We start from the raw sequence: 20,016 nt of genomic DNA on the forward strand, positions 1-20,016 counted from the left end.
TTGCTTAAAACAATTGCCCCTCTGAATGTGACTGTTAGAATGCCGGTAAATATGACGTTCACCATCAGGAAATGTTATGAAACCGACCACCATCTCGCTGTTGCAGAAGTGCAAACAAGAGAAAAAACGCTTCGCTACCATTACTGCCTATGACTACAGCTTCGCCAGACTGTTTGCCGACGAAGGGATCAATGTGATGCTGGTCGGAGATTCCCTGGGGATGACGGTGCAAGGGCATGACTCCACTCTGCCGGTTACCGTTGAAGATATCGCTTACCACACGCGTGCGGTGCGTCGCGGCGCGCCGAATTGCCTGCTGCTCGCCGATCTGCCGTTTATGGCTTACGCGACGCCGGAACAGGCCTTTGAAAATTCGGCTGTCGTCATGCGCGCGGGCGCGAATATGGTCAAGATTGAAGGCGGTGCCTGGCTGGTGGATACCGTGAAAATGCTCACCGAACGCGCGGTGCCCGTCTGCGGACACTTAGGGTTGACGCCACAGTCGGTCAATATCTTCGGGGGCTATAAAATCCAGGGTCGTGGCGATGCCGGACAGGTTTTGCTGGACGATGCCCTGGCGCTGGAAGCCGCAGGCGCACAACTCATTGTACTGGAATGCGTCCCGGTTGAACTGGCCCGGCGCGTAACTGACGCACTCTCCATTCCGGTTATCGGCATCGGTGCCGGGAATGTCACCGACGGACAAATTTTAGTGATGCACGATGCCTTTGGCATCACCGGCGGCCATATTCCAAAATTTGCCAAAAATTTCCTTACTGAAGCAGGCGACATGCGCGCCGCGGTACGGCAGTATATTGCTGAGGTTGAGTCCGGCGTCTATCCGGGCGAAGAACACAGTTTCCATTAAGGAGTCTTGTTGTGCTGATTATTGAAACCCTGCCACTGCTGCGTCAGCATATTCGCAGAGCCCGTCAGGAAGGCAAACGCATCGCGCTGGTGCCGACGATGGGCAACCTGCATGATGGTCACATGAAGCTGGTTGATGAAGCCAAAGCCCGTGCGGACATCGTGGTGGTGAGTATTTTCGTTAACCCAATGCAGTTTGATCGTCCGGACGATCTGGTGCGTTACCCGCGCACGCTACAGGAAGACTGCGAAAAACTGAACAAACGTAAAGTGGATTTCGTCTTTGCCCCCGCGCCGGACCAAATCTATCCCCAGGGGACCGACGGGCAGACGTACGTGGATGTCCCTGGCCTCTCGACGATGCTGGAAGGCGCCAGCCGCCCGGGTCATTTTCGCGGTGTTTCAACCATCGTCAGCAAGCTATTCAACCTGGTACAACCGGACGTCGCCTGCTTTGGCGAGAAGGACTTCCAGCAACTGGCGCTGATTCGCAAAATGGTTGCCGATATGGGCTATGACATTGATATCGTCGGCGTACCGATTATTCGTGCCAAAGACGGTTTAGCCCTGAGTTCACGTAACGGTTATCTGACGGCTGAACAACGTAAAATCGCCCCAGGTTTGTACAAAGTGATGAGCCGCATTGGCGAAAAACTGCAGGCCGGCGAGCGTGAACTGGAAGAGATCATCGCCATCGCCGGGCAGGAGTTGACGGAAAAAGGCTTCCGCCCCGATGATATTCAGATCCGTGATGCCGACACGCTGCTTGAACTGACCGAAAGCAGCCAGCGTGCGGTGATTCTGGTCGCCGCATGGCTCGGCCAGGCACGCTTAATCGACAATCAGACGGTTGCATTAACCCAGTAGACAGGGGTTAAAAATCAGGCAATACTGCCTGAGGATTTTCTCAAAGCTGGCGAGATATGCCAGCTTCGTACACGATCAGAGTTTAAGGTAGACGTTATGATTCGCACTATGCTGCAGGGCAAACTCCACCGCGTGAAAGTGACTCAGGCGGACCTGCACTATGAAGGTTCCTGCGCCATCGATCAGGATTTTCTGGATGCCGCCGGGATCCTCGAAAATGAAGCCATTGATATCTGGAACGTGAGCAACGGCAAGCGTTTCTCCACCTATGCGATTGCCGCCGAACGCGGTTCCAGAATCATCTCCGTCAACGGCGCGGCGGCACACTGCGCCAGCGTGGGCGATATTGTCATCATCGCCAGCTTTGTCACTATGTCTGACGAAGAAGCGCGCCGCTGGCAGCCGAAGGTCGCTTACTTCGAAGGCGACAACGAAATGAAACGCACCGCAAAAGCGATTCCGGTTCAGGTTGCGTAAGCGAACTACCCCTGCGGCTGATTACTGATCAGCCGCGACATGGTCTCCAGCGAATCCGTTCTTAAGATGTATAAACGTTTGAGCAAGAACGGATTATCTCCCGGCTTCACCTTCCCTTTCACCGTCGTCACCGCCAGGTGGAATCCAGCCTCTTCTGCGGCTTTCACTGCCGTCGCGTTATAGCCGCCAAACGGATAGGAGAGATAAAGCACGTGAGGATTAAACGGAGCCAGCGCGCGTCGGGAGCGTGCAAAATCAAACAGAATATTGTGATGGCTGCGACTGAGCAGGATCGGGCGGCGATTGCCATCGACCCGATGTAAGAAGTGTGTATGGGACTGAAAATCAAACACATCGCGAATGCCATTGAGTTCTGAAATGCTCATAAACTGTAGCGATTTGGGATCCCATTTTTGCGGGCGAACTTTAATCCGCGATGAGATAATAAAGGCCGTGGCCTTCATCCCATACTGCTTCAACACCGGATAAGCATAGCGGCTCACCGACTTCAGACCGTCATCAAAGGTAATCACCACCGCCCGCGCAGGCAGGTTCAATGTGTTGCGTACATATCCCTCCAGTTGAGCCATCGTCAGCGTGCTGTACCCGCGATCGCGCAGCCAGGTCATCTGGTTGCTGAACGCGCGGACTGACGTGGTGGTGGAAGTATGACGAAAGCGAGTGTTCTCTTCATCACGCAGAATATGGTGATAGGTCAGCACCGGCAGTCCGCGATCTTCCTGGGCGTCGAGAGCGCTTATCCAGGCCAGTCGGTCACCAATGCGGATCTGATACCAGGTTTGATTCAGCCGGTCTTTGAGCTTACTGATGATGGGATAACGCAGGTTATCCGCCAGTACGCCAAACGGCGCGCTGCCAATATTCGGCGCATTATAGACGGGGGTAGCTTGCCAGGTGATCAGATTCTGATTGCTGAGCGGTTTGTTGAGATCGCCGAGGCTGTCCTCAACGCGTTGTTTACCCTGCACCGGTTCCAGGTGGCCCTTGTCGATAAACCCGGTGCCGAAGCCAAATTTGAATTCGTAATAATCCGCCGCGACCGGAATGACAGAAATAATCTGCCCGGCGCGAATATTCCCCACGGTCACCATGTTATCGCCAATTTGCGCCCAAATAGCCGCATCTTCAGTGGTTTGCATATAGCGCGCAGGCAATGCCGCACTCACTACTGTAGAGAGGGACAGCAGCAGGAGGAACAGATATTTCATCATTAACGATAACCGGGGCAAGAAACAACGCAACGATTGTACCAATTCACCTCATTAATAAGAATGACTAATACTCGTACAAATCGTGCAGCAGAACAAAGGGGGGATTTTTCTGTTGCTGATGCCAAAGACTGGTAACTTCTGGCCCGCCGAGGGCAACAATCTGGTTGCGAAAAACCGGACTACTCATTGATTCTCGCGATGAAATCATTTTCCCCAGCAGCGTCTCATTAATGCCGGAGATCACTTCACACTGCGGATGTTTATGGCTCATCAGCGATGCGACACGATACGGTGCCGCACCGGGATGATCGGTCAAAAAGATCACCCCATCACCGGAGTCTGTGGCATGCAAGGCGTCACACATCATGCGACTCAGCATGTTCGCGCTCATCCCGCGCCAAAAATTCACCGCCCGGCATTGCGGCAGCAGGCCGTGTTTTTTTTCCAGAAGGCTCAGTAGTTCTTCAGCCTTATCGTCATGACAGGTAATGACCCAGCCTAGCATTTCTCACCTCATTAGCAGGCAAGTAGTTTATCAGGGTGACAAATAAACAATAATGACAATGGTCAAATATCATCCTCTCCTCACACGGAAGAGAGGATGAAAACGATCAGCTACGCAATCCACGTCCGCGCTGGATTAAGGACCAGCACAGCAGATAGAACGCCACAATAAAGACCACAAGCACGCCAAACGTGGTCACCAGCGGCACGTCGTGAATGCCGAGGAAGCCGTAGCGGAAACCGCTGATCATGTAGACGATCGGGTTCAACTGCGATAAGCCCTGCCAGAACGGCGGCAGCAGCGTCAGGGAGTAGAACACCCCGCCAAGATAAGTCAGTGGCGTCAGGACAAAGGTTGGGATCAGGCTGATATCGTCAAAGGTTTTCGCGAACACCGCGTTCAGCAGACCCGCCAGCGAAAACAGAATCGCCGTCAGAACCAGCGTCAGCGCAACAAACAGCCACGAATGTACCTGGAACGGGACAAAGAACAGCGAAATCGCCGTCACCAGAACCCCGACACACAATCCACGCGCCACGCCACCGCCGACAAACCCGGCGATGATCACGTGCGTGGGCACCGGCGCAACCAGCAGTTCTTCGATGTTGCGCTGAAACTTAGCGCTAAAGAACGAGGACGCGACGTTAGCATAGGCGTTGGTGATTACCGCCATCATGATCAGACCCGGCACGATGAATTGCATGTAGCTGAAACCGTGCATCTCGCCAATGCGGGAGCCAATCAGGTTACCGAAGATAATAAAATAGAGCGTCATGGTGATGACAGGCGGCACCAGCGTCTGGACCCAGATCCGCATAAAGCGGTTGATCTCTTTCGCCCAGATGCTTTTCAGCGCGACCCAGTAAAGCTGCATCATGCGCGATCTCCTTGTTTCTCATGAACCAGTGACACAAACAGCTCTTCAAGGCGGTTCGCTTTGTTGCGCATACTCAGTACCTGGATGCCCTGCGCGCTGAGCTGGCTGAACACGCTGTTAATGCCCTGCTCACGCAGCACTTCGACTTCCAGCGTTGAGGTATCCACCAGCCGATACTGATAGCCTTCCAGCTCTGGCAACGGGCTTTTCGCCGCCAGATCGAGAATAAAGGTTTCAGATTTGAGCTTAGAGAGCAGGTTTTTCATCGAAGTGTTTTCGACCAGCTCGCCGTGCTGAATAATCCCAATATTGCGGCAGAGCATCTCCGCCTCTTCCAGGTAATGAGTGGTCAGAATGATCGTGGTGCCTTTATCGTTCAAATCCTTCAAAAAGCCCCACATTGAGCGGCGAAGTTCGATATCAACACCTGCCGTCGGTTCATCGAGAATCAGCAGCTTCGGTTCGTGCATCAGCGCCCGTGCAATCATCAGACGACGCTTCATCCCACCGGATAACATCCGCGCACGTTCGTTACGTTTTTCCCACAGATCGAGCTGTTTTAGATACTTTTCGCTGCGCTCGATCGCTTCTTTACGCTCCACGCCGTAGTAACCCGCCTGATTGACCACGATCTGCTGCACGGTCTCAAACGGATTGAAGTTAAATTCCTGCGGCACCAGCCCCAACTGTCGTTTGGCGTTGACGACATCTTTTTCGAGATCGTAGCCAAAGACGCTGACGCGCCCGGAGGATTTATTCACCAGCGAGCTGATGATGCCGATGGTAGTCGACTTTCCTGCTCCGTTCGGTCCCAGAAGCGCGTAAAAATCACCCGCCTCGACCTGTAAATCTATCCCGCGCAACGCCTGAACGCCGCCAGGATAAGTTTTTTTAAGTTGTTGAAGTTCCAGTGCAATGGTCATAAATTTTTACTTACCTTACGTTCTTACACTTTATATGTGGTTTAAATAATCCCGGAGTTGCCCTATATTAGCCCAACGCACTTATTTGGTTACAGGTCGTTAACCTCCATGAAAGACATAGATACACTCATCAGTAACAATGCACTATGGTCAAAAATGCTGGTGGAAGAGGATTCCGGATTTTTTGAGAAACTGGCGCAAGCGCAGAAACCACGCTTTCTATGGATTGGATGTTCCGACAGTCGCGTTCCCGCAGAACGTTTAACCGGTCTTGAACCGGGCGAATTATTTGTCCACCGTAATGTGGCCAACCTGGTCATCCACACCGACCTCAACTGCCTCTCCGTTGTTCAGTATGCCGTTGATGTCCTCGAAGTTGAACACATTATTATCTGTGGCCACTACGGGTGTGGCGGCGTACAGGCTGCGGTCGATAACCCGGAACTGGGACTCATCGACAACTGGCTGCTGCATATCCGTGATATCTGGTTCAAACATAGCTCATTACTTGGCGATATGCCGCAAGAGCGTCGTATGGACACACTGTGCGAACTGAACGTCATGGAGCAGGTGTATAACCTGGGTCATTCCACTATCATGCAATCAGCCTGGAAACGGGGTCAAAAAGTGACCATCCACGGCTGGGCATACGGTATTCACGATGGTCTGCTGCGCGATCTGGAAGTGACCGCGACCAGTCGCGCCACCCTGGAACAGCGTTATCGTCAGGGTGTTTCTAACCTCAGCCAGAAACACATCAACCACAAATAAAAAATCCCCGGTCATGCACCGGGGACGGATCCAGTCAAGGCCGGGATTGTCCCGGCTTTTTTACGCTTACTCGTCCAACAACACCACTTTGCCGACATACGGCAGATGGCGATAGCGTTGAGCGTAATCAATACCGTAGCCCACCACAAACTCATCCGGAATGGAGAAACCGATGAACTCGACCGGGACGTTGACTTCACGGCGGGAGGGTTTATCCAGCAGGGTGCAAATCGCCAGAGATTTCGGTTCACGCAGGCTCAGGATTTCGCGCACTTTCGACAGCGTGTTGCCGGAGTCGATAATGTCTTCCACAATCAGCACATCTTTACCGCGAATGTCTTCATCCAGGTCTTTGAGAATTTTCACATCACGGGTTGTCGACATCCCGCTGCCGTAGCTGGAAGCCGTCATAAAATCGACTTCGTGGGAGACGTGCACTTCACGGCACAGATCCGCCATAAACATAAATGAACCGCGTAGCAGACCAACCAGCACCATTTCGCTGCCGCTGTTCTGATAATGCTCAGTAATTTGACGGCCCAGTTCAGCGATACGCGCTTTGATCTCCGCTTCCGGAATCATCACTTCAACACGATGTTTCATAAAAAACACAACCAACTGTTTTAAAACATAAAAAGATAAATCAACCGGCGGTAAAGGAAACCCATTCCCCGATTGATACTCGTGAGTTCGTCTGGCCTCAAGGCCTCTCCAGTATAAGTGCAACACCTGCATTATAACAGCGCACGATCGTCACATCACCCCACAATCACGGTCTGGGCAACCCCGTATAAAAAGTAAACTCAGGTACTCAACCTCTTTTCAGGGAGTGCTCCCTCTACGCCAGGGGCTGTTGTTCATTATTATTCTTGATTGCCGCAGTGCACTCAGTTATAGAATATCAGTATATATCTGACACGAAAATTATTGAGAGGTTTGTAACAGTCAATAGCGATCAATATAATACAAAATACTTATCATATAGAGTAAAACTCACCCACTCCCAGTCATTTATTGTTCTTTTTTGAAAAAAAAAGACAACAAGGCATACAATCGTTCAATTCATTATAAATAGCCTGTAATTATAAATTCAGCAGCAGTATTACATTTGAAAAAAGTACTTACAAAAAACACAATCAAGTCAGGCAAATAAAAATTAATCACAATAAATATTTGCGTACACTTCATTTGCTTATTTTTTAATATATATAAATACCCGGATTATAACTTGATATTTATGAATTAAACATAAGCATTTTTGTTATGAATAATAAATCAATGGCTAAGGAGAGTACTTTGAAAAATAATATTTCAACACCTAACAAATACCGCAAAAATGTTCTACACGCAAAACTTGCGCCGACTTGTTTTGCAACAATGCTTGCTCTGGGAATGATTATGCCTGCCAGTGCTGCTATCACAGCAGATACTTCAGCAGCAAATCAGCCGTCGATTCACACGGGAGCCAATGGTGCCACCGTCGTCGACATCAACAAAGCCAGCGAAGGCGGTGTATCTCATAACGTCTATTCTGAATTTAATGTCGATGCTAACGGCGTGATTCTGAATAATAGCGGCAGTTCCGTTAATACACAGTTATCCGGAAATATCGCTGGCAACGCGAATATGGCCGACGGTAGTGCAACGGTCATTCTGAACGAAGTTCGTTCTTCTGATCCTAGCCAGCTCAACGGCATGATAGAAGTTGCAGGTCAGTCTGCGCAGGTTATTATTGCTAACCCGTCAGGCATCACTTGCGACGGCTGTGGTTTTATTAATACTAACCACGCATCACTGACTACCGGCACCGCAACGTTTGACGACAATAACAAACTGACTGGTCTGGATGTTAAAAAAGGACAGATTGTGATTACGGGTAAAGGGATGGATACCACTTCTTCCCAATATACCGATATTATCGCCCGTTCGGTAAAAGTGAATGCTCAGCTTAAAGCCAATGAGCTGAATATTATTACTGGCAGTAACCACATTGATACCAAAGGCGCAGCGAAAGCTATCGCAGGTACAGACAATGCGCCGACACTGGCACTGGATGTCTCCTCTCTGGGATCGATGTATGCCAATAAAATTTACATGAAAGGAACGGAATCTGGCGTAGGCGTCAATATCGATCACGCTAATATTACAGCCGCGGATACAATCAACATTGATGCTAATGGCAAAATTAACAACAATGGTGGCAATATTACTGCGCAGAATTCAGTCGCATTAAAGATGCGGAAATGACATTCTGAACAACAAGGGTAATATTACTTCAGAAGGACTCATCAACCTTTCTTCTGCAAACGGCGCTGTCGATAATAGCAACGGTAATATCGATGGTAACGATGTTTATATCTCCGCAAAACAGGCCGTTAATAACGGTGCAGGAAATATTCATGCTGTGAAAGCAGTAAGCATTACTACAGATTCATTAAACAACACTGCAGGTAATATTAATGGTGAAAACCAGGTATTTATCGGCAGCGCATCTGGCACTAAAAAACAGATCCCCGGAAGTGGCCTTATCAATGAAAATGGAAAGATTACATCCAAAGGCGATGTTAGTATCCAGGCCACTAACCTTTCCAACAAAAATGGGAGCATTGACGCCGGGAGTACTCTGGGAATTAGCGCTAATACGCTTAATAACCAGTATGGTTCCATTCGCGGAGGAAACACTTCAACATCCGGTTTAACGTCTATCTCCGTAAAAGACCTGAACAATAACGATGGTTCAATTATTGTTAAAGGTAAAAACAGTAAACTGGTCATTTCGGCAAGTAACAGTCTGACAAATCAGAACGGTACCATTTCAGGCGCAGGTGATGCGGCCTTCAGCGGCACCCTGGATAACACCTCCGGATCCGTGAGCGCTGGCAACGACCTGGTGATGTCTCTGAGCGATTATACCTCCGATAGCAAAAGTAGTATCGCCGGTAATAATATCAATATGAATATCAGTGATAATTTCCAGAACGCAGGAACTATCTCCTCTAAAGATAATATTTCACTCGTCGCCGGCAACAGCCGTAATATTGCCAAACTGGAAAACACCGGTAACATCAACGCTGCAGGTAAGCTCACCATTCAGAAACAGGGTGGGTATATGGATAATAGCGGTACTCTCTCCGCAGCCAATATTACCATGAGCGCCACCAACATTAATAACAGCGGGACGATCACCGCTCCTGGTGATATTATTGTCAATGGCGATACCTTAAACAACATCGATCACGGTAAAATTTCAGCAGGCAACAATATTAGTGCGACTGTTTATACGTTAAATACGGAGAAGGGTTCCGTCATTAGCGCTGGTAAAGATGTTACTACCTATATTCGCAAAGATTTCCATAATGCGGGTGATATTAAGGCAGGTGAAGATGTCACCATCAGCTCTTCATACAAAAATGGCGACAATGATAATTACGGCAGCATCACTGCGAACAAAGCCGTAAACATCACGATGAATGATTCTACACTTTATAACGGCGGTGAAATCAACGGTAAAAGTGGTGTAAAAATTTACAGCAAAGCGCTGAGCAATAGCGGTAATATTTCCAGTGTTGGCGATGTAAACCTGGTTGGCCGTAGCGGTATTACCAATATGGCAACCGGTACTATTACGGGTTATGAAGTATCCACAACAGGTATTCTTAATAACGCCGGTACTATTACCGAAACAGCAGCACCCGTGAAGACCCCAACCAATTCTGATACTTCAGGTAAGAAGAAGAAAAATATCTCCTTCTAATTAAGGCCTGATAATCACTGTGCAATAGGCAGTGAGATAGCTAAAGAACACCCGGTTTAAAGGGTGTTCTTTTCTTATTTACGTTAACTTTTATTACACTCAGGCCCCTTTACTCAGGAATGTTGTCAGGGTACTGAGATTATTACAGAGCAAAATGGAGCTCAAATGCGTGCTGAGAAATCAGTTTTTTTAATCACTCTTTGTTCTGTTTTTTACAGTATTTCTTTTAATGCTAGCGCTGAAAACTCAGTAAATCAACAAGTTAACAATCAACAACAGCAAGATGAAGCCAGGCGAACACAATTAGCGCCGAAAGCAAAATCGTTACTTTCCGCTGACTCCAGCAAAACTGATGAGGATTTAGCGATCCCGGATGAAACACCGTGCTATGACATCAAGAAAGTAAACTTTTTAGATAAAGAGTCGTTACCGCACTGGTTAGTCTTGCGCGACTTAACGCGGCAAGTTGAAGGGCACTGTGTTGGAATCAATGGTCTTAAGGCATTACATAAAGCGGTACAAAACCGAATTATTTCACATGGTTATATCACGACGCGCGTTTCAATACCGGAGCAAAACCTCAGTACTGGTGTACTGACGTTGCAGATCCTGCCTGGCAAAATCAGTGGCTATCGCATTGAAAGTACGGGTAGCGCCTCCGTCCATGCTTTCAATATTTTCCCTCAGGGCAAAGGCGATCTGCTTGACTTACGAGGCCTGGAGCAAGGGCTTGAAAATATTCAGCGTATTCCAGGGGCTAAAGCGGAAATTAATCTTGTCCCCGGCGCTCAACCTGGAGAAACAGAAGTCCAGGTGACCCGGAACCTGCCTAAACGCTGGCGCCTTGGCGCGTGGGCCGATAACTCAGGCAGTAAATACACCGGTCGAAATCAGGGTGGCGCGGCCCTTTATCTTGATAATCCTACAACCCTTGATGACATGTTTTACATCGCCTATGGCGGAGGGTTAAAAAATGAAGCTGGACGCCGTAGTGATAACGTCTCCACATTTTATTCTCTACCATGGGGCAACTGGCTCATGGATTTCTATGCCTCAAAATATCGCTATACGCAGACTATTCATAGCGGCGATTTCAGTTATTTATACAGTGGAATTGAGAAGCTGATTACGGCCCAATTAAGTCGGGTGATTTTCAGAAATGCCAGTCAAAAGACAACGCTGAGCCTGAAAGCCATTAAACGTAATTCGACCTACTCATTAAATGATGTGGAAATTGAGGTTCAGAAACGTGACACCAGTAGCCTGAAGCTCAATCTCGAACATCTCGCCTACTTCTCGCTCGGACAGTTGAAAACCAATCTGAGCTTTCAGCGTGCCGTGCCCTGGTTTGGCGAGCAGGCCGATGCAGAGGAAGTCGTGGGCAATGCCGACAATCAGGCACGTATTCTTACTCTGAGTGTTGATGGAACGATCCCCTTTATTTTAGCGGGTCATTCAATGAGCTATGAACCGCATTTCTTAAAACAAATGTCTCCCGACAGACTCACCCAGCCAGATAAATTCACAATCGGCAACCGCTGGACGGTACGCGGCTTTGATGGCGAAAACACGCTCTATGCGGATAAGGGCTGGTATCTGCGTAACGATATCAACCTCAATCTCCCTAAATGGGGAATGCAGCCCTATGTGGGCTTTGACTACGGTGAAGTCAGTGGCTCCAAAAATGATTACTGGAACGGTAAACATATCGCCGGAGCAGCAATCGGGGTTCGCGGCATTAAAAACAAAGTGGGATACGACTTCTTTGTAAGTATACCGGTGATGAAACCGGATGATTTGCGCACCAGCCCGGTCAACGTTGGCTTTGCGCTGCAATGGCAGTATTGATCTTCTTTTCTGGCCTGCAGAATTCTCTTCTGCGGGCCTATCCGCGATAAAAAGCTCATTTTGTGATTACGATCACACTTGTTAAATCCTATAATTAATTGCTACTAAAAAATTAACAAATTGAGATGGTGTATTTTTATGGCAGATAACAACGCACGTTCACCACGACTTCTCGTGGTGTTAACGGCCCTCTTTGCAGCGCTTAGCGGGTTGTATCTCCTGATCGGCGGAGGCTGGCTGGTCGCCATTGGCGGCTCCTGGTACTATCCGATCGCCGGTCTTGTTATGCTGGGTGTCGCCGTTATGCTCTGGCGCAGTCAGCGTTCCGCACTGTGGCTCTACGCCGCCCTGCTCCTCGCGACCCTGATCTGGGGTGTCTGGGAAGTCGGCTTTGACTTTTGGGCACTAACGCCACGCAGTGACATCCTGGTCTTCTTCGGCATCTGGCTGATTTTACCGTTTGTCTGGCATCGCCTGATTGTCCCTTCCCGGGGTGCCGTGGCGGCACTGGTGGTGGCCCTGCTGATTAGCGGAGGGATCCTGACCTGGGCGGGCTTCCATGATCCGCAGGAAATTAACGGCACCCTGAGCGCAGACGCCACTCCGGCCGAAGCCATCTCCACGATCTCCGATAACGACTGGCCGGCGTATGGCCGCAATCAGGAAGGTCAACGTTTCTCGCCGCTCAAGCAGATCAACGCCGACAACGTCCATAACCTGAAAGAAGCGTGGGTGTTCCGCACCGGTGACCTGAAGCAGCCTAACGATCCGGGTGAGATCACCAATGAAGTCACGCCGATTAAAGTCGGCGATACGCTGTACCTCTGTACCGCCCACCAGCGTCTGTTCGCGCTTGATGCGGCCTCCGGGAAAGAGAAGTGGCATTTCGATCCGCAGTTAAATACCAACACCAGCTTCCAGCACGTCACCTGCCGTGGTGTGTCGTATCATGAAGTGAAAGCCGATAATGCCTCACCGGAAGTCATTGCCGACTGTCCACGCCGCATCATCCTGCCAGTGAACGATGGTCGTCTGTTTGCGGTGAACGCGGAAACCGGAAAGCTGTGCGAAACCTTTGCCAACAAAGGTATTCTGAATCTGCAGACCAACATGCCGGACACGACGCCGGGGCTCTATGAGCCAACATCACCGCCCATCATCACCGATAAAACCATCGTGATTGCCGGTTCGGTTACCGATAACTTCTCCACCCGCGAAACCTCGGGCGTGATCCGCGGTTTTGACGTCAATAACGGCAAGCTGCTGTGGGCCTTCGATCCTGGTGCGAAAGACCCGAATGCGATCCCATCCGACGAACATGCGTTTACCTTTAACTCGCCCAACTCCTGGGCCCCGGCGGCCTACGACGCGAAGTTGGATCTGGTCTATCTGCCAATGGGCGTAACCACACCAGATATCTGGGGCGGTAACCGTACGCCTGAGCAGGAGCGCTATGCCAGTTCGATTGTGGCGCTAAACGCCACCACCGGTAAACTTGCCTGGAGCTATCAGACCGTCCACCACGACCTGTGGGATATGGACATGCCGTCCCAGCCGACGCTGGCGGATATTACCGTTAAAGGTGAGAAAATCCCGGTCATTTATGCACCAGCGAAAACGGGTAACATCTTTGTCCTCGATCGCCGTAACGGCGAACGGGTTGTTCCGGCCCCCGAAAAACCGGTTCCGCAGGGTGCCGCAAAAGGGGATTACGTCAGCAAAACGCAGCCGTTCTCTGAGCTGAGTTTCCGTCCGAAAAAAGATCTGACCGGGGCTGATATGTGGGGCGCCACCATGTTCGACCAACTGGTGTGCCGCGTGATGTTCCACCAGATGCGCTATGAGGGCATCTTTACCCCGCCGTCTGAACAGGGCACGCTGGTGTTCCCGGGCAATCTCGGGATGTTCGAATGGGGTGGTATTTCGGTCGATCCTAACCGTCAGGTGGCGATAGCTAACCCAATGGCGCTGCCGTTCGTGTCTAAGCTGATCCCACGTGGTCCGGGGAATCCGATGGAACAGCCGAAAGATGCGCAAGGCACGGGGACCGAATCCGGTATTCAGCCACAGTACGGCGTACCGTTTGGCGTCACGCTAAATCCGTTCCTGTCGCCGTTTGGTTTGCCGTGTAAACAACCGGCCTGGGGGTATATTTCCGCGCTGGATCTGAAGACCAACGAGGTCGTCTGGAAAAAACGCATTGGTACACCGCAGGACAGCATGCCGTTCCCGATGCCAGTTCCGGTTCCGTTTAATATGGGTATGCCGATGCTTGGCGGGCCTATCTCCACGGCAGGTAACGTGCTGTTTATTGCTGCCACGGCGGATAACTACCTGCGCGCTTACAACATGAGCAACGGTGAGAAACTGTGGCAGGGACGTCTGCCTGCCGGTGGGCAAGCCACGCCGATGACCTACGAGGTGAACGGTAAACAGTATGTCGTGATTTCGGCCGGGGGCCACGGCTCGTTTGGTACGAAGATGGGCGACTATATCGTGGCTTACGCGCTACCAGACGACGCGAAGTAAGACGGTCTATTTTGTCGCAGAGACAGCGTGGAATCCCCACGCTGTCTTTTTATTTCAGCGATTATCAAACGTATCATTCACGCCATTATTTTCACCCGCCGCAGAGACAATCACGTCATCAAAGCGCAAATGATTGACCGCCACAATGCGCCCAAACTCTTTCGCCTCGATCCGGCAGTGGCTAAACCAAATGTCCTCCATCGGTTTCTCCGCAAAGGCCACCAGATCAAACGCGCGCGCCGGTAAGCGATAATCCGCCGCCAGTGTGGCATCGACATGACTGATGCGGATATTACGCACTTTGGTCATCTGTAAATTTTCCGGGATCTGCCTCGCCACCGCCTGCCAGGCTTCGGGCAACTCAGCAATATTGTCGAACCGTTTGCGGTTATAGGCGTTGTGCCAGTCCATAATCCAGGAGAAAGGAAATTGCACATTACGCATCCGCAGGTTTTCCACAACCACATCTTCGATAAACCCGCCCCGCTCCTTCGAAGACTTCATGCGCAGCCCGCAGTCAGAGTTTTCGAAGATAATGTCGTGCACGTGGACGTTACGTATACCCCCGCTGACTTCACTGCCCAGCGTCACGCCATAGCCCGAGCGAATAACGCAGTGGTCAATTTCAATGTGTTCGGCAATCCGGCCAACCCGATACCCGTCCCCATCGCGACCCGACTTGATCACGATGCAATCATCGCCGCACGACACATCGCATTGCGTGACGCGGACGTGGCTTGAGGAGTCAATGTCAATGCCGTCCGTACTCGGCCCGTGGTTATCACGAATGGTTACACCGCTGACGACGACGTTATTTGCATAGGTTATCTGTAAATTCCAGAACCCGGCGCGCTCAAAGGTTAGATCGGTAATCGAGACGTTTTCTGCTTTGTAAATCAGGCAGGCGCGCGGTCGCTTAATGAGATAGTCCGCAATCCAGCGCAGCCCTTTATTGTCATAATCGACGCGCAGTCCGCTCGCCTTATCCGGGCCGTAGTAGAGATCCCACCAGTGTGCGCCTTGACCATCGATCCTGCCATGCCCCGAAATAGCAATGTGATTAACCTCAATGGCATTCACTATCGCCGCAGGCCACATCATCTCCACACCTGCCACCCGCGTCGGGATCTCCGGATAATCGGCAATATCGGTCGACCCCAGTAGCGTCGCCCCCTGGGCGAAATGGAGTTGACTGCCTTCCCTCAGGAATAACGAACCGACCAGGTAAATTCCCGGAGAAATAACGACTGGAACACCCTGTGCCGCCCCGCGGTCGATGGCGCTTTGCAGCGCCTGGGTATCTTTGATGAGGCCATCGCCCGTCGCGCCAAAATCTTTGACATCAAGTTGTACGGACATGAATTCAATCCTTCTCTCTCATGGCGTTATGGGCTAATGCCACCGAATTTATTCAGCGTCGCTTCCCTTTCCCGCGTTTATTCACGATTTAATAGAGAGAGATATATCAAATAACGGGAGGGTTCACCATTAGCGAGTGTAACGTTTTCTTATGCCGGCGAATGATAAATATGATGAATAATAAGAAGAAAGGAGAGAGTTATCAGAACTTCATATTCAGGGAGGAAACAAAACGCCCACAATAATCGCAGGCGCCTGTTGGTATTCAGCGATAATGATTAGTCAAACTTCAGCGACATTAATGACGCTTTTGCGACATCCTGATACTGGTCAACCAAATCCTTCGTCATATTAAAGGCAACCTGGACGGCTTTATTGTCTTCGCTGGTAATCAGCATCAGATTCAGAATCTCGCTATCCGCAGCCTGAGAGCGGAAAGTCAGTAACCATGCTTTATGCCCATCAACCGTAACGGCTTCCGCCTCCGGTTTGTAGTTAGCTAACATTTTCAGCAACGCATCTTTCATCATATCCAGCTGCGCGGCAGGCAATGCGCTGCGACCCGCCGTCACACCCAGTGAGGCTTTACCTCTCTCATCGCCATAAATGATCTGGGGACGATTCTCAGATGGGTACTTAATTTTCGCCATTTCAGCCGACATAGGCGCCAGTGTTTGCGGAATTTCGATGCTTAACTTTAACTCTGGAAAGTTTTTACGCTCCATGTCCATTCCGGCATGAGCAGAAATCGCCACTAACATAGCAAAAGAGGCAGCCACGATTTTACGGAAAATATCCATTTTTCACCTCAGGTTTAACAATTCGATCCCGTGAGTATATCCGGTGACATGAATAAAGATACTGCCTCCATCTATTTTCAGAGATTACAGATGGGAATGGTATTATTCTTATCCCTGATGGAGAGCGATATCCGGGAAAGCCAGAATCGCCCTCTGCGCCGCTTATACCGTAAAGCCTAACATCATTCCGGTATCTTCATGCTCCAGCAGGTGACAATGCGCCATATAGGCATGCTCTTTCGGCGCAGCGTGTTCAAATTTTACTAACACCTCACTAATGCCGCCTTCCACCCGAACCGTATCTTTCCACCCCGAACGATGGGCTGCTGGTGTCTGACCGTTCTCAGACAAAATACGGAACTGCGTGCCGTGAATATGGAACGGATGCAGCATCATATCGCCCACGCCAGAAATCACCCAGCGTTCATACGTCCCTCTGCTCGCCGCAAACAGCGGTTTGTTCATATCAAAAGCGACGCCATTGATCCTGTTGGCGTTATGGAAATCAAATTGACCGCCGTGGTTCATATGGCCCATGTCACCATGCTGCATGTTGCCCATATGTCCCTGCATCTGCCCGTGCGCCATGCCGCTCATCGCCTGATCGCCATACTTTTCCATCAGCATCTGCATGCCCATCATGTCGAGCATCGGGTCCATCGACAGTTGCAAATTACGCACCGTTAACCCGTCAATGGAGGGCAGCGCTGGCATTGCGCTGAGGGTATCCGGCAGTGTGCCAGAGGCATTTACGGCAATCGGCTGAATACGCATGACCGGCTGCGGCTTGTCAAATGGCGTAATCGCCATCCCCATCTGACTGACCGGAAGAGTCAACAGATCGAACGTTTTACCGTCGCTGACGTCCACCAGCACTTCAAAACGCTCACCCATCAGCACAGGCAGTTCGTTAACTTTGACCGGTTCCGCCAGCAGCCCGCCGTCACTGGCGATGACGTACAATGGACGTTTATCGCTGGCAGCAAAATTAAGTGAACGGGCGTTACAGCCGTTAAGCAAACGCAGGCGCAACCAGCCGCGCGGCGCGGCATGTTGAGGATAAAGGGCTCCGTTGGTCAACAGCGTGTCGCCAAACCAGCCTACGGCAGCCGTCATCACATCAAGCTGATAATCAATCTGCCCGGCAGCATTAAACCGTTTGTCCTGCACGATGACCGGCACATCGTCGATCCCCCACTGCTTCGGAAGCAACAGCTTATGAATCTCCTCATCCTCAATCAGAACCAGACCCGCCAAGCCCATTGCCACCTGACGCCCGGTTTTCCCGTGCTGATGAGGATGAAACCAGCAGGTCGCCGCCCGCTGTTCCGGCGTAAAGGTGACGGTACGCTTCCCTCCCGCCGGAATAATCCCCTGCGGCCCACCATCCACCTCGCCCGGCACTTCCAGTCCATGCCAGTGCAGCGTGGTCTCTTCATTGAGCTGGTTATGGATATCGACTGTGATCGCCTTGCCTTTTTGTAGCTTCAGCGCTGGCCCAAGCAGATTGCCGTTATAGCCCCAGGTAGTTGTCGTTTTTCCGGCAAAGGCCGACTGGCCGGATTTCGCCGTCAGCGAGATATGGTTACGCGCGTCGGCGGTAAGCAGTTCGGGAATGGGTAACGCGGGGCGTTCGGCGGCAAAGACGGCACGGCTCCAGAGCGGTAAGGCTGACGACAGCCCCAGAGCCACAGAATATTTTAAGAAATCACGACGTTGCATAATTATTTCCTTATTTTGCAGCAGGCGAAATAACGCTAATCTCTGAGCATAGACCCTCCCCTTACGGCAAGGTCAAGCCAGGGATATCACTTAAAACATAATAAAAGTCGTCGCTTCGCCTCCAGTATGCTAACGTTGACTTTCCGTGATGCAGTGGTAGATGCAATGAAGACGTTTTTCAGAACCGTGTTGTTCGGCAGCCTGATGGCCGTATGCGCAAACAGCTATGCGCTCAGTGAATCTGAAGCCGAAGATATGGCCGATTTGACGGCCGTTTTTGTCTTTCTGAAAAATGACTGCGGCTACCAGAATTTACCCAACGGGCAGATTCGTCGCGCGCTGGTCTTTTTTGCTCAGCAAAACCAGTGGGACCTCAGCAACTACGACACCTTCGATATGAAATCCCTTGGCGAAGACAGCTATCGCGATTTAAGCGGTATCGGTATTCCTGTCGCTAAAAAATGCAAAGCACTGGCGCGCGATTCCCTGAGCCTGCTGGCTTACGTCAAATAACCTCCCGTCCATATTGCTGAAATAATGACCGTGCATCAACGGTCATTGTTAGCTATGATGTTGCGCCCTTTTTTTACGGGTGTTAACAAAGGAGGCATTCCCCCATGGCCGAAAAAAAACAGTGGCACGAAACGCTACACGACCAGTTTGGGCAGTATTTTGCCGTCGATAACATTCTCTGGCATGAGAAGACCGATCATCAGGATCTCATCATCTTTGAAAACGCTGCCTTTGGTCGCGTGATGGCGCTGGACGGCGTAGTGCAGACCACCGAGCGCGATGAGTTTATCTATCATGAGATGATGACTCACGTTCCGTTGATGGCTCACGGTCACGCAAAACACGTGCTGATTATTGGCGGCGGCGACGGCGCGATGCTGCGTGAAGTCAGTCGGCATAAAAACGTCGAAACCATCACGATGGTGGAAATCGATGCGGGTGTCGTCTCGTTCTGCCGCCAGTATCTGCCCAACCACAGCGCGGGCAGTTATGACGATCCGCGCTTTACGCTGGTGATCGACGACGGCGTGCATTTCGTCAACCAGACGCAGAACACGTTTGATGTGATCATCTCCGACTGCACCGATCCAATCGGTCCCGGCGAGAGTCTGTTCACCTCGGCATTCTACGAAGGCTGCAAGCGCTGTCTGAATCCGGGTGGGATCTTTGTCGCGCAGAACGGCGTCTGCTTCCTGCAACAGGACGAAGCCCTCGACAGCCACCGCAAGCTCAGCCATTACTTCACCGATGTCGGCTTCTACCAGGCGGCGATCCCTACCTACTACGGCGGCATAATGACCTTCGCGTGGGCGACGGATAACGAAGCACTGCGCCATCTGTCGACCGAAATCATTCAGGCGCGTTTTCACTCGTCTGGCCTGAAGTGTCGCTATTACAACCCGGCCATCCACACGGCTGCGTTTGCCTTACCTCAGTATCTGCAAGACGCGCTGGCGACAGCATCGTCCTAAG

At 50.8% G+C, this 20,016-nt stretch carries 18 protein-coding genes; 10 read left to right on the forward strand and 8 right to left on the reverse strand.

Annotation, left to right across the window (positions count from 1 at the left end):
• The first annotated feature begins 76 nt into the window (after positions 1 to 76).
• The 3 genes from panB to panD all read left to right on the forward strand — a co-directional run bounded on the left by panB (position 77) and on the right by panD (position 2,211).
• Positions 77 to 868, forward strand: coding sequence for a 3-methyl-2-oxobutanoate hydroxymethyltransferase (gene panB / locus I6L53_RS17715; protein ID WP_042323752.1), 792 nt, complete (start codon positions 77 to 79; stop codon positions 866 to 868).
• Positions 869 to 879: 11 nt separating this feature from the next.
• Positions 880 to 1,734, forward strand: a complete 855-nt coding sequence (gene panC / locus I6L53_RS17720; protein ID WP_042323754.1) for a pantoate--beta-alanine ligase — start codon at positions 880 to 882, stop codon at positions 1,732 to 1,734.
• 96 nt (positions 1,735 to 1,830) lie between these two features.
• A complete protein-coding gene (gene panD, locus I6L53_RS17725; RefSeq protein WP_042323756.1) occupies positions 1,831 to 2,211 on the forward strand; it encodes an aspartate 1-decarboxylase in 381 nt (126 codons plus the stop codon).
• Positions 2,212 to 2,216: 5 nt separating this feature from the next.
• Here the strand turns inward: panD and I6L53_RS17730 are convergent, their stop codons facing one another.
• The 4 genes from I6L53_RS17730 to I6L53_RS17745 all read right to left on the reverse strand — a co-directional run bounded on the left by I6L53_RS17730 (position 2,217) and on the right by I6L53_RS17745 (position 5,748).
• Positions 2,217 to 3,443, reverse strand: a complete 1,227-nt coding sequence (locus I6L53_RS17730) for a polysaccharide deacetylase family protein (protein ID WP_042323759.1) — start codon at positions 3,441 to 3,443, stop codon at positions 2,217 to 2,219.
• Positions 3,444 to 3,507: 64 nt separating this feature from the next.
• Positions 3,508 to 3,948: a PTS sugar transporter subunit IIA gene (locus I6L53_RS17735; protein ID WP_042323762.1), complete on the reverse strand. Its 441-nt coding sequence runs from the start codon at positions 3,946 to 3,948 to the stop codon at positions 3,508 to 3,510.
• Between the two features lie 106 nt (positions 3,949 to 4,054).
• Positions 4,055 to 4,825: an ABC transporter permease gene (locus I6L53_RS17740; RefSeq protein WP_042323764.1), complete on the reverse strand. Its 771-nt coding sequence runs from the start codon at positions 4,823 to 4,825 to the stop codon at positions 4,055 to 4,057.
• Entirely contained in the window at positions 4,822 to 5,748 is a 927-nt protein-coding gene (locus I6L53_RS17745) for an ABC transporter ATP-binding protein (RefSeq protein WP_042323765.1), read from the reverse strand. Before I6L53_RS17745 ends, I6L53_RS17740 begins: the two co-directional genes overlap by 4 nt.
• A gap of 108 nt (positions 5,749 to 5,856) precedes the next feature.
• On the opposite strand from I6L53_RS17745, the gene can reads away from it, so the two are divergent.
• Complete coding sequence (can, locus tag I6L53_RS17750; protein WP_042323767.1) at positions 5,857 to 6,519, forward strand: carbonate dehydratase; 663 nt, start codon at positions 5,857 to 5,859, stop codon at positions 6,517 to 6,519.
• A gap of 66 nt (positions 6,520 to 6,585) precedes the next feature.
• On the opposite strand, the gene hpt is transcribed toward can, so the two are convergent.
• On the reverse strand, positions 6,586 to 7,122 hold the full coding sequence (gene hpt, locus I6L53_RS17755; protein ID WP_042323796.1) for a hypoxanthine phosphoribosyltransferase: 537 nt from the start codon (positions 7,120 to 7,122) through the stop codon (positions 6,586 to 6,588).
• A gap of 693 nt (positions 7,123 to 7,815) precedes the next feature.
• Here hpt and I6L53_RS17760 point away from each other — a divergent pair.
• From I6L53_RS17760 to I6L53_RS17775, 4 genes are all read left to right on the forward strand, one after another.
• The gene (locus tag I6L53_RS17760) at positions 7,816 to 8,766 is read left to right on the forward strand and encodes a filamentous hemagglutinin N-terminal domain-containing protein (RefSeq protein ID WP_232231104.1); all 951 of its coding nucleotides are present in this window, start codon (positions 7,816 to 7,818) and stop codon (positions 8,764 to 8,766) included.
• A gap of 157 nt (positions 8,767 to 8,923) precedes the next feature.
• Positions 8,924 to 10,273, forward strand: coding sequence for a hypothetical protein (locus I6L53_RS17765; RefSeq protein WP_052425413.1), 1,350 nt, complete (start codon positions 8,924 to 8,926; stop codon positions 10,271 to 10,273).
• 165 nt (positions 10,274 to 10,438) lie between these two features.
• The gene (locus I6L53_RS17770; protein ID WP_042323769.1) at positions 10,439 to 12,121 is read left to right on the forward strand and encodes a ShlB/FhaC/HecB family hemolysin secretion/activation protein; all 1,683 of its coding nucleotides are present in this window, start codon (positions 10,439 to 10,441) and stop codon (positions 12,119 to 12,121) included.
• A gap of 138 nt (positions 12,122 to 12,259) precedes the next feature.
• On the forward strand, positions 12,260 to 14,650 hold the full coding sequence (locus I6L53_RS17775; RefSeq protein WP_042323771.1) for a glucose/quinate/shikimate family membrane-bound PQQ-dependent dehydrogenase: 2,391 nt from the start codon (positions 12,260 to 12,262) through the stop codon (positions 14,648 to 14,650).
• 54 nt (positions 14,651 to 14,704) lie between these two features.
• Here the strand turns inward: I6L53_RS17775 and I6L53_RS17780 are convergent, their stop codons facing one another.
• The 3 genes from I6L53_RS17780 to cueO all read right to left on the reverse strand — a co-directional run bounded on the left by I6L53_RS17780 (position 14,705) and on the right by cueO (position 18,531).
• The gene (locus I6L53_RS17780; protein ID WP_042323773.1) at positions 14,705 to 16,009 is read right to left on the reverse strand and encodes a glycoside hydrolase family 28 protein; all 1,305 of its coding nucleotides are present in this window, start codon (positions 16,007 to 16,009) and stop codon (positions 14,705 to 14,707) included.
• A gap of 278 nt (positions 16,010 to 16,287) precedes the next feature.
• Positions 16,288 to 16,809, reverse strand: coding sequence for a hypothetical protein (locus I6L53_RS17785; protein WP_042323775.1), 522 nt, complete (start codon positions 16,807 to 16,809; stop codon positions 16,288 to 16,290).
• A gap of 162 nt (positions 16,810 to 16,971) precedes the next feature.
• Positions 16,972 to 18,531, reverse strand: a complete 1,560-nt coding sequence (gene cueO / locus I6L53_RS17790; protein WP_042323777.1) for a multicopper oxidase CueO — start codon at positions 18,529 to 18,531, stop codon at positions 16,972 to 16,974.
• A 165-nt stretch (positions 18,532 to 18,696) separates the two neighbouring features.
• Between cueO and I6L53_RS17795 the strand changes: the two genes are divergently transcribed.
• On the forward strand, positions 18,697 to 19,044 hold the full coding sequence (locus tag I6L53_RS17795) for a YacC family pilotin-like protein (RefSeq protein ID WP_000846617.1): 348 nt from the start codon (positions 18,697 to 18,699) through the stop codon (positions 19,042 to 19,044).
• Between the two features lie 104 nt (positions 19,045 to 19,148).
• Complete coding sequence (speE, locus tag I6L53_RS17800; protein WP_042323779.1) at positions 19,149 to 20,015, forward strand: polyamine aminopropyltransferase; 867 nt, start codon at positions 19,149 to 19,151, stop codon at positions 20,013 to 20,015.
• Position 20,016 lies beyond the last annotated feature (1 nt).

The organism is Citrobacter farmeri (assembly GCF_019048065.1).
In the GTDB taxonomy this organism is placed as follows: Bacteria; Pseudomonadota; Gammaproteobacteria; order Enterobacterales; family Enterobacteriaceae; genus Citrobacter_A; species Citrobacter_A farmeri.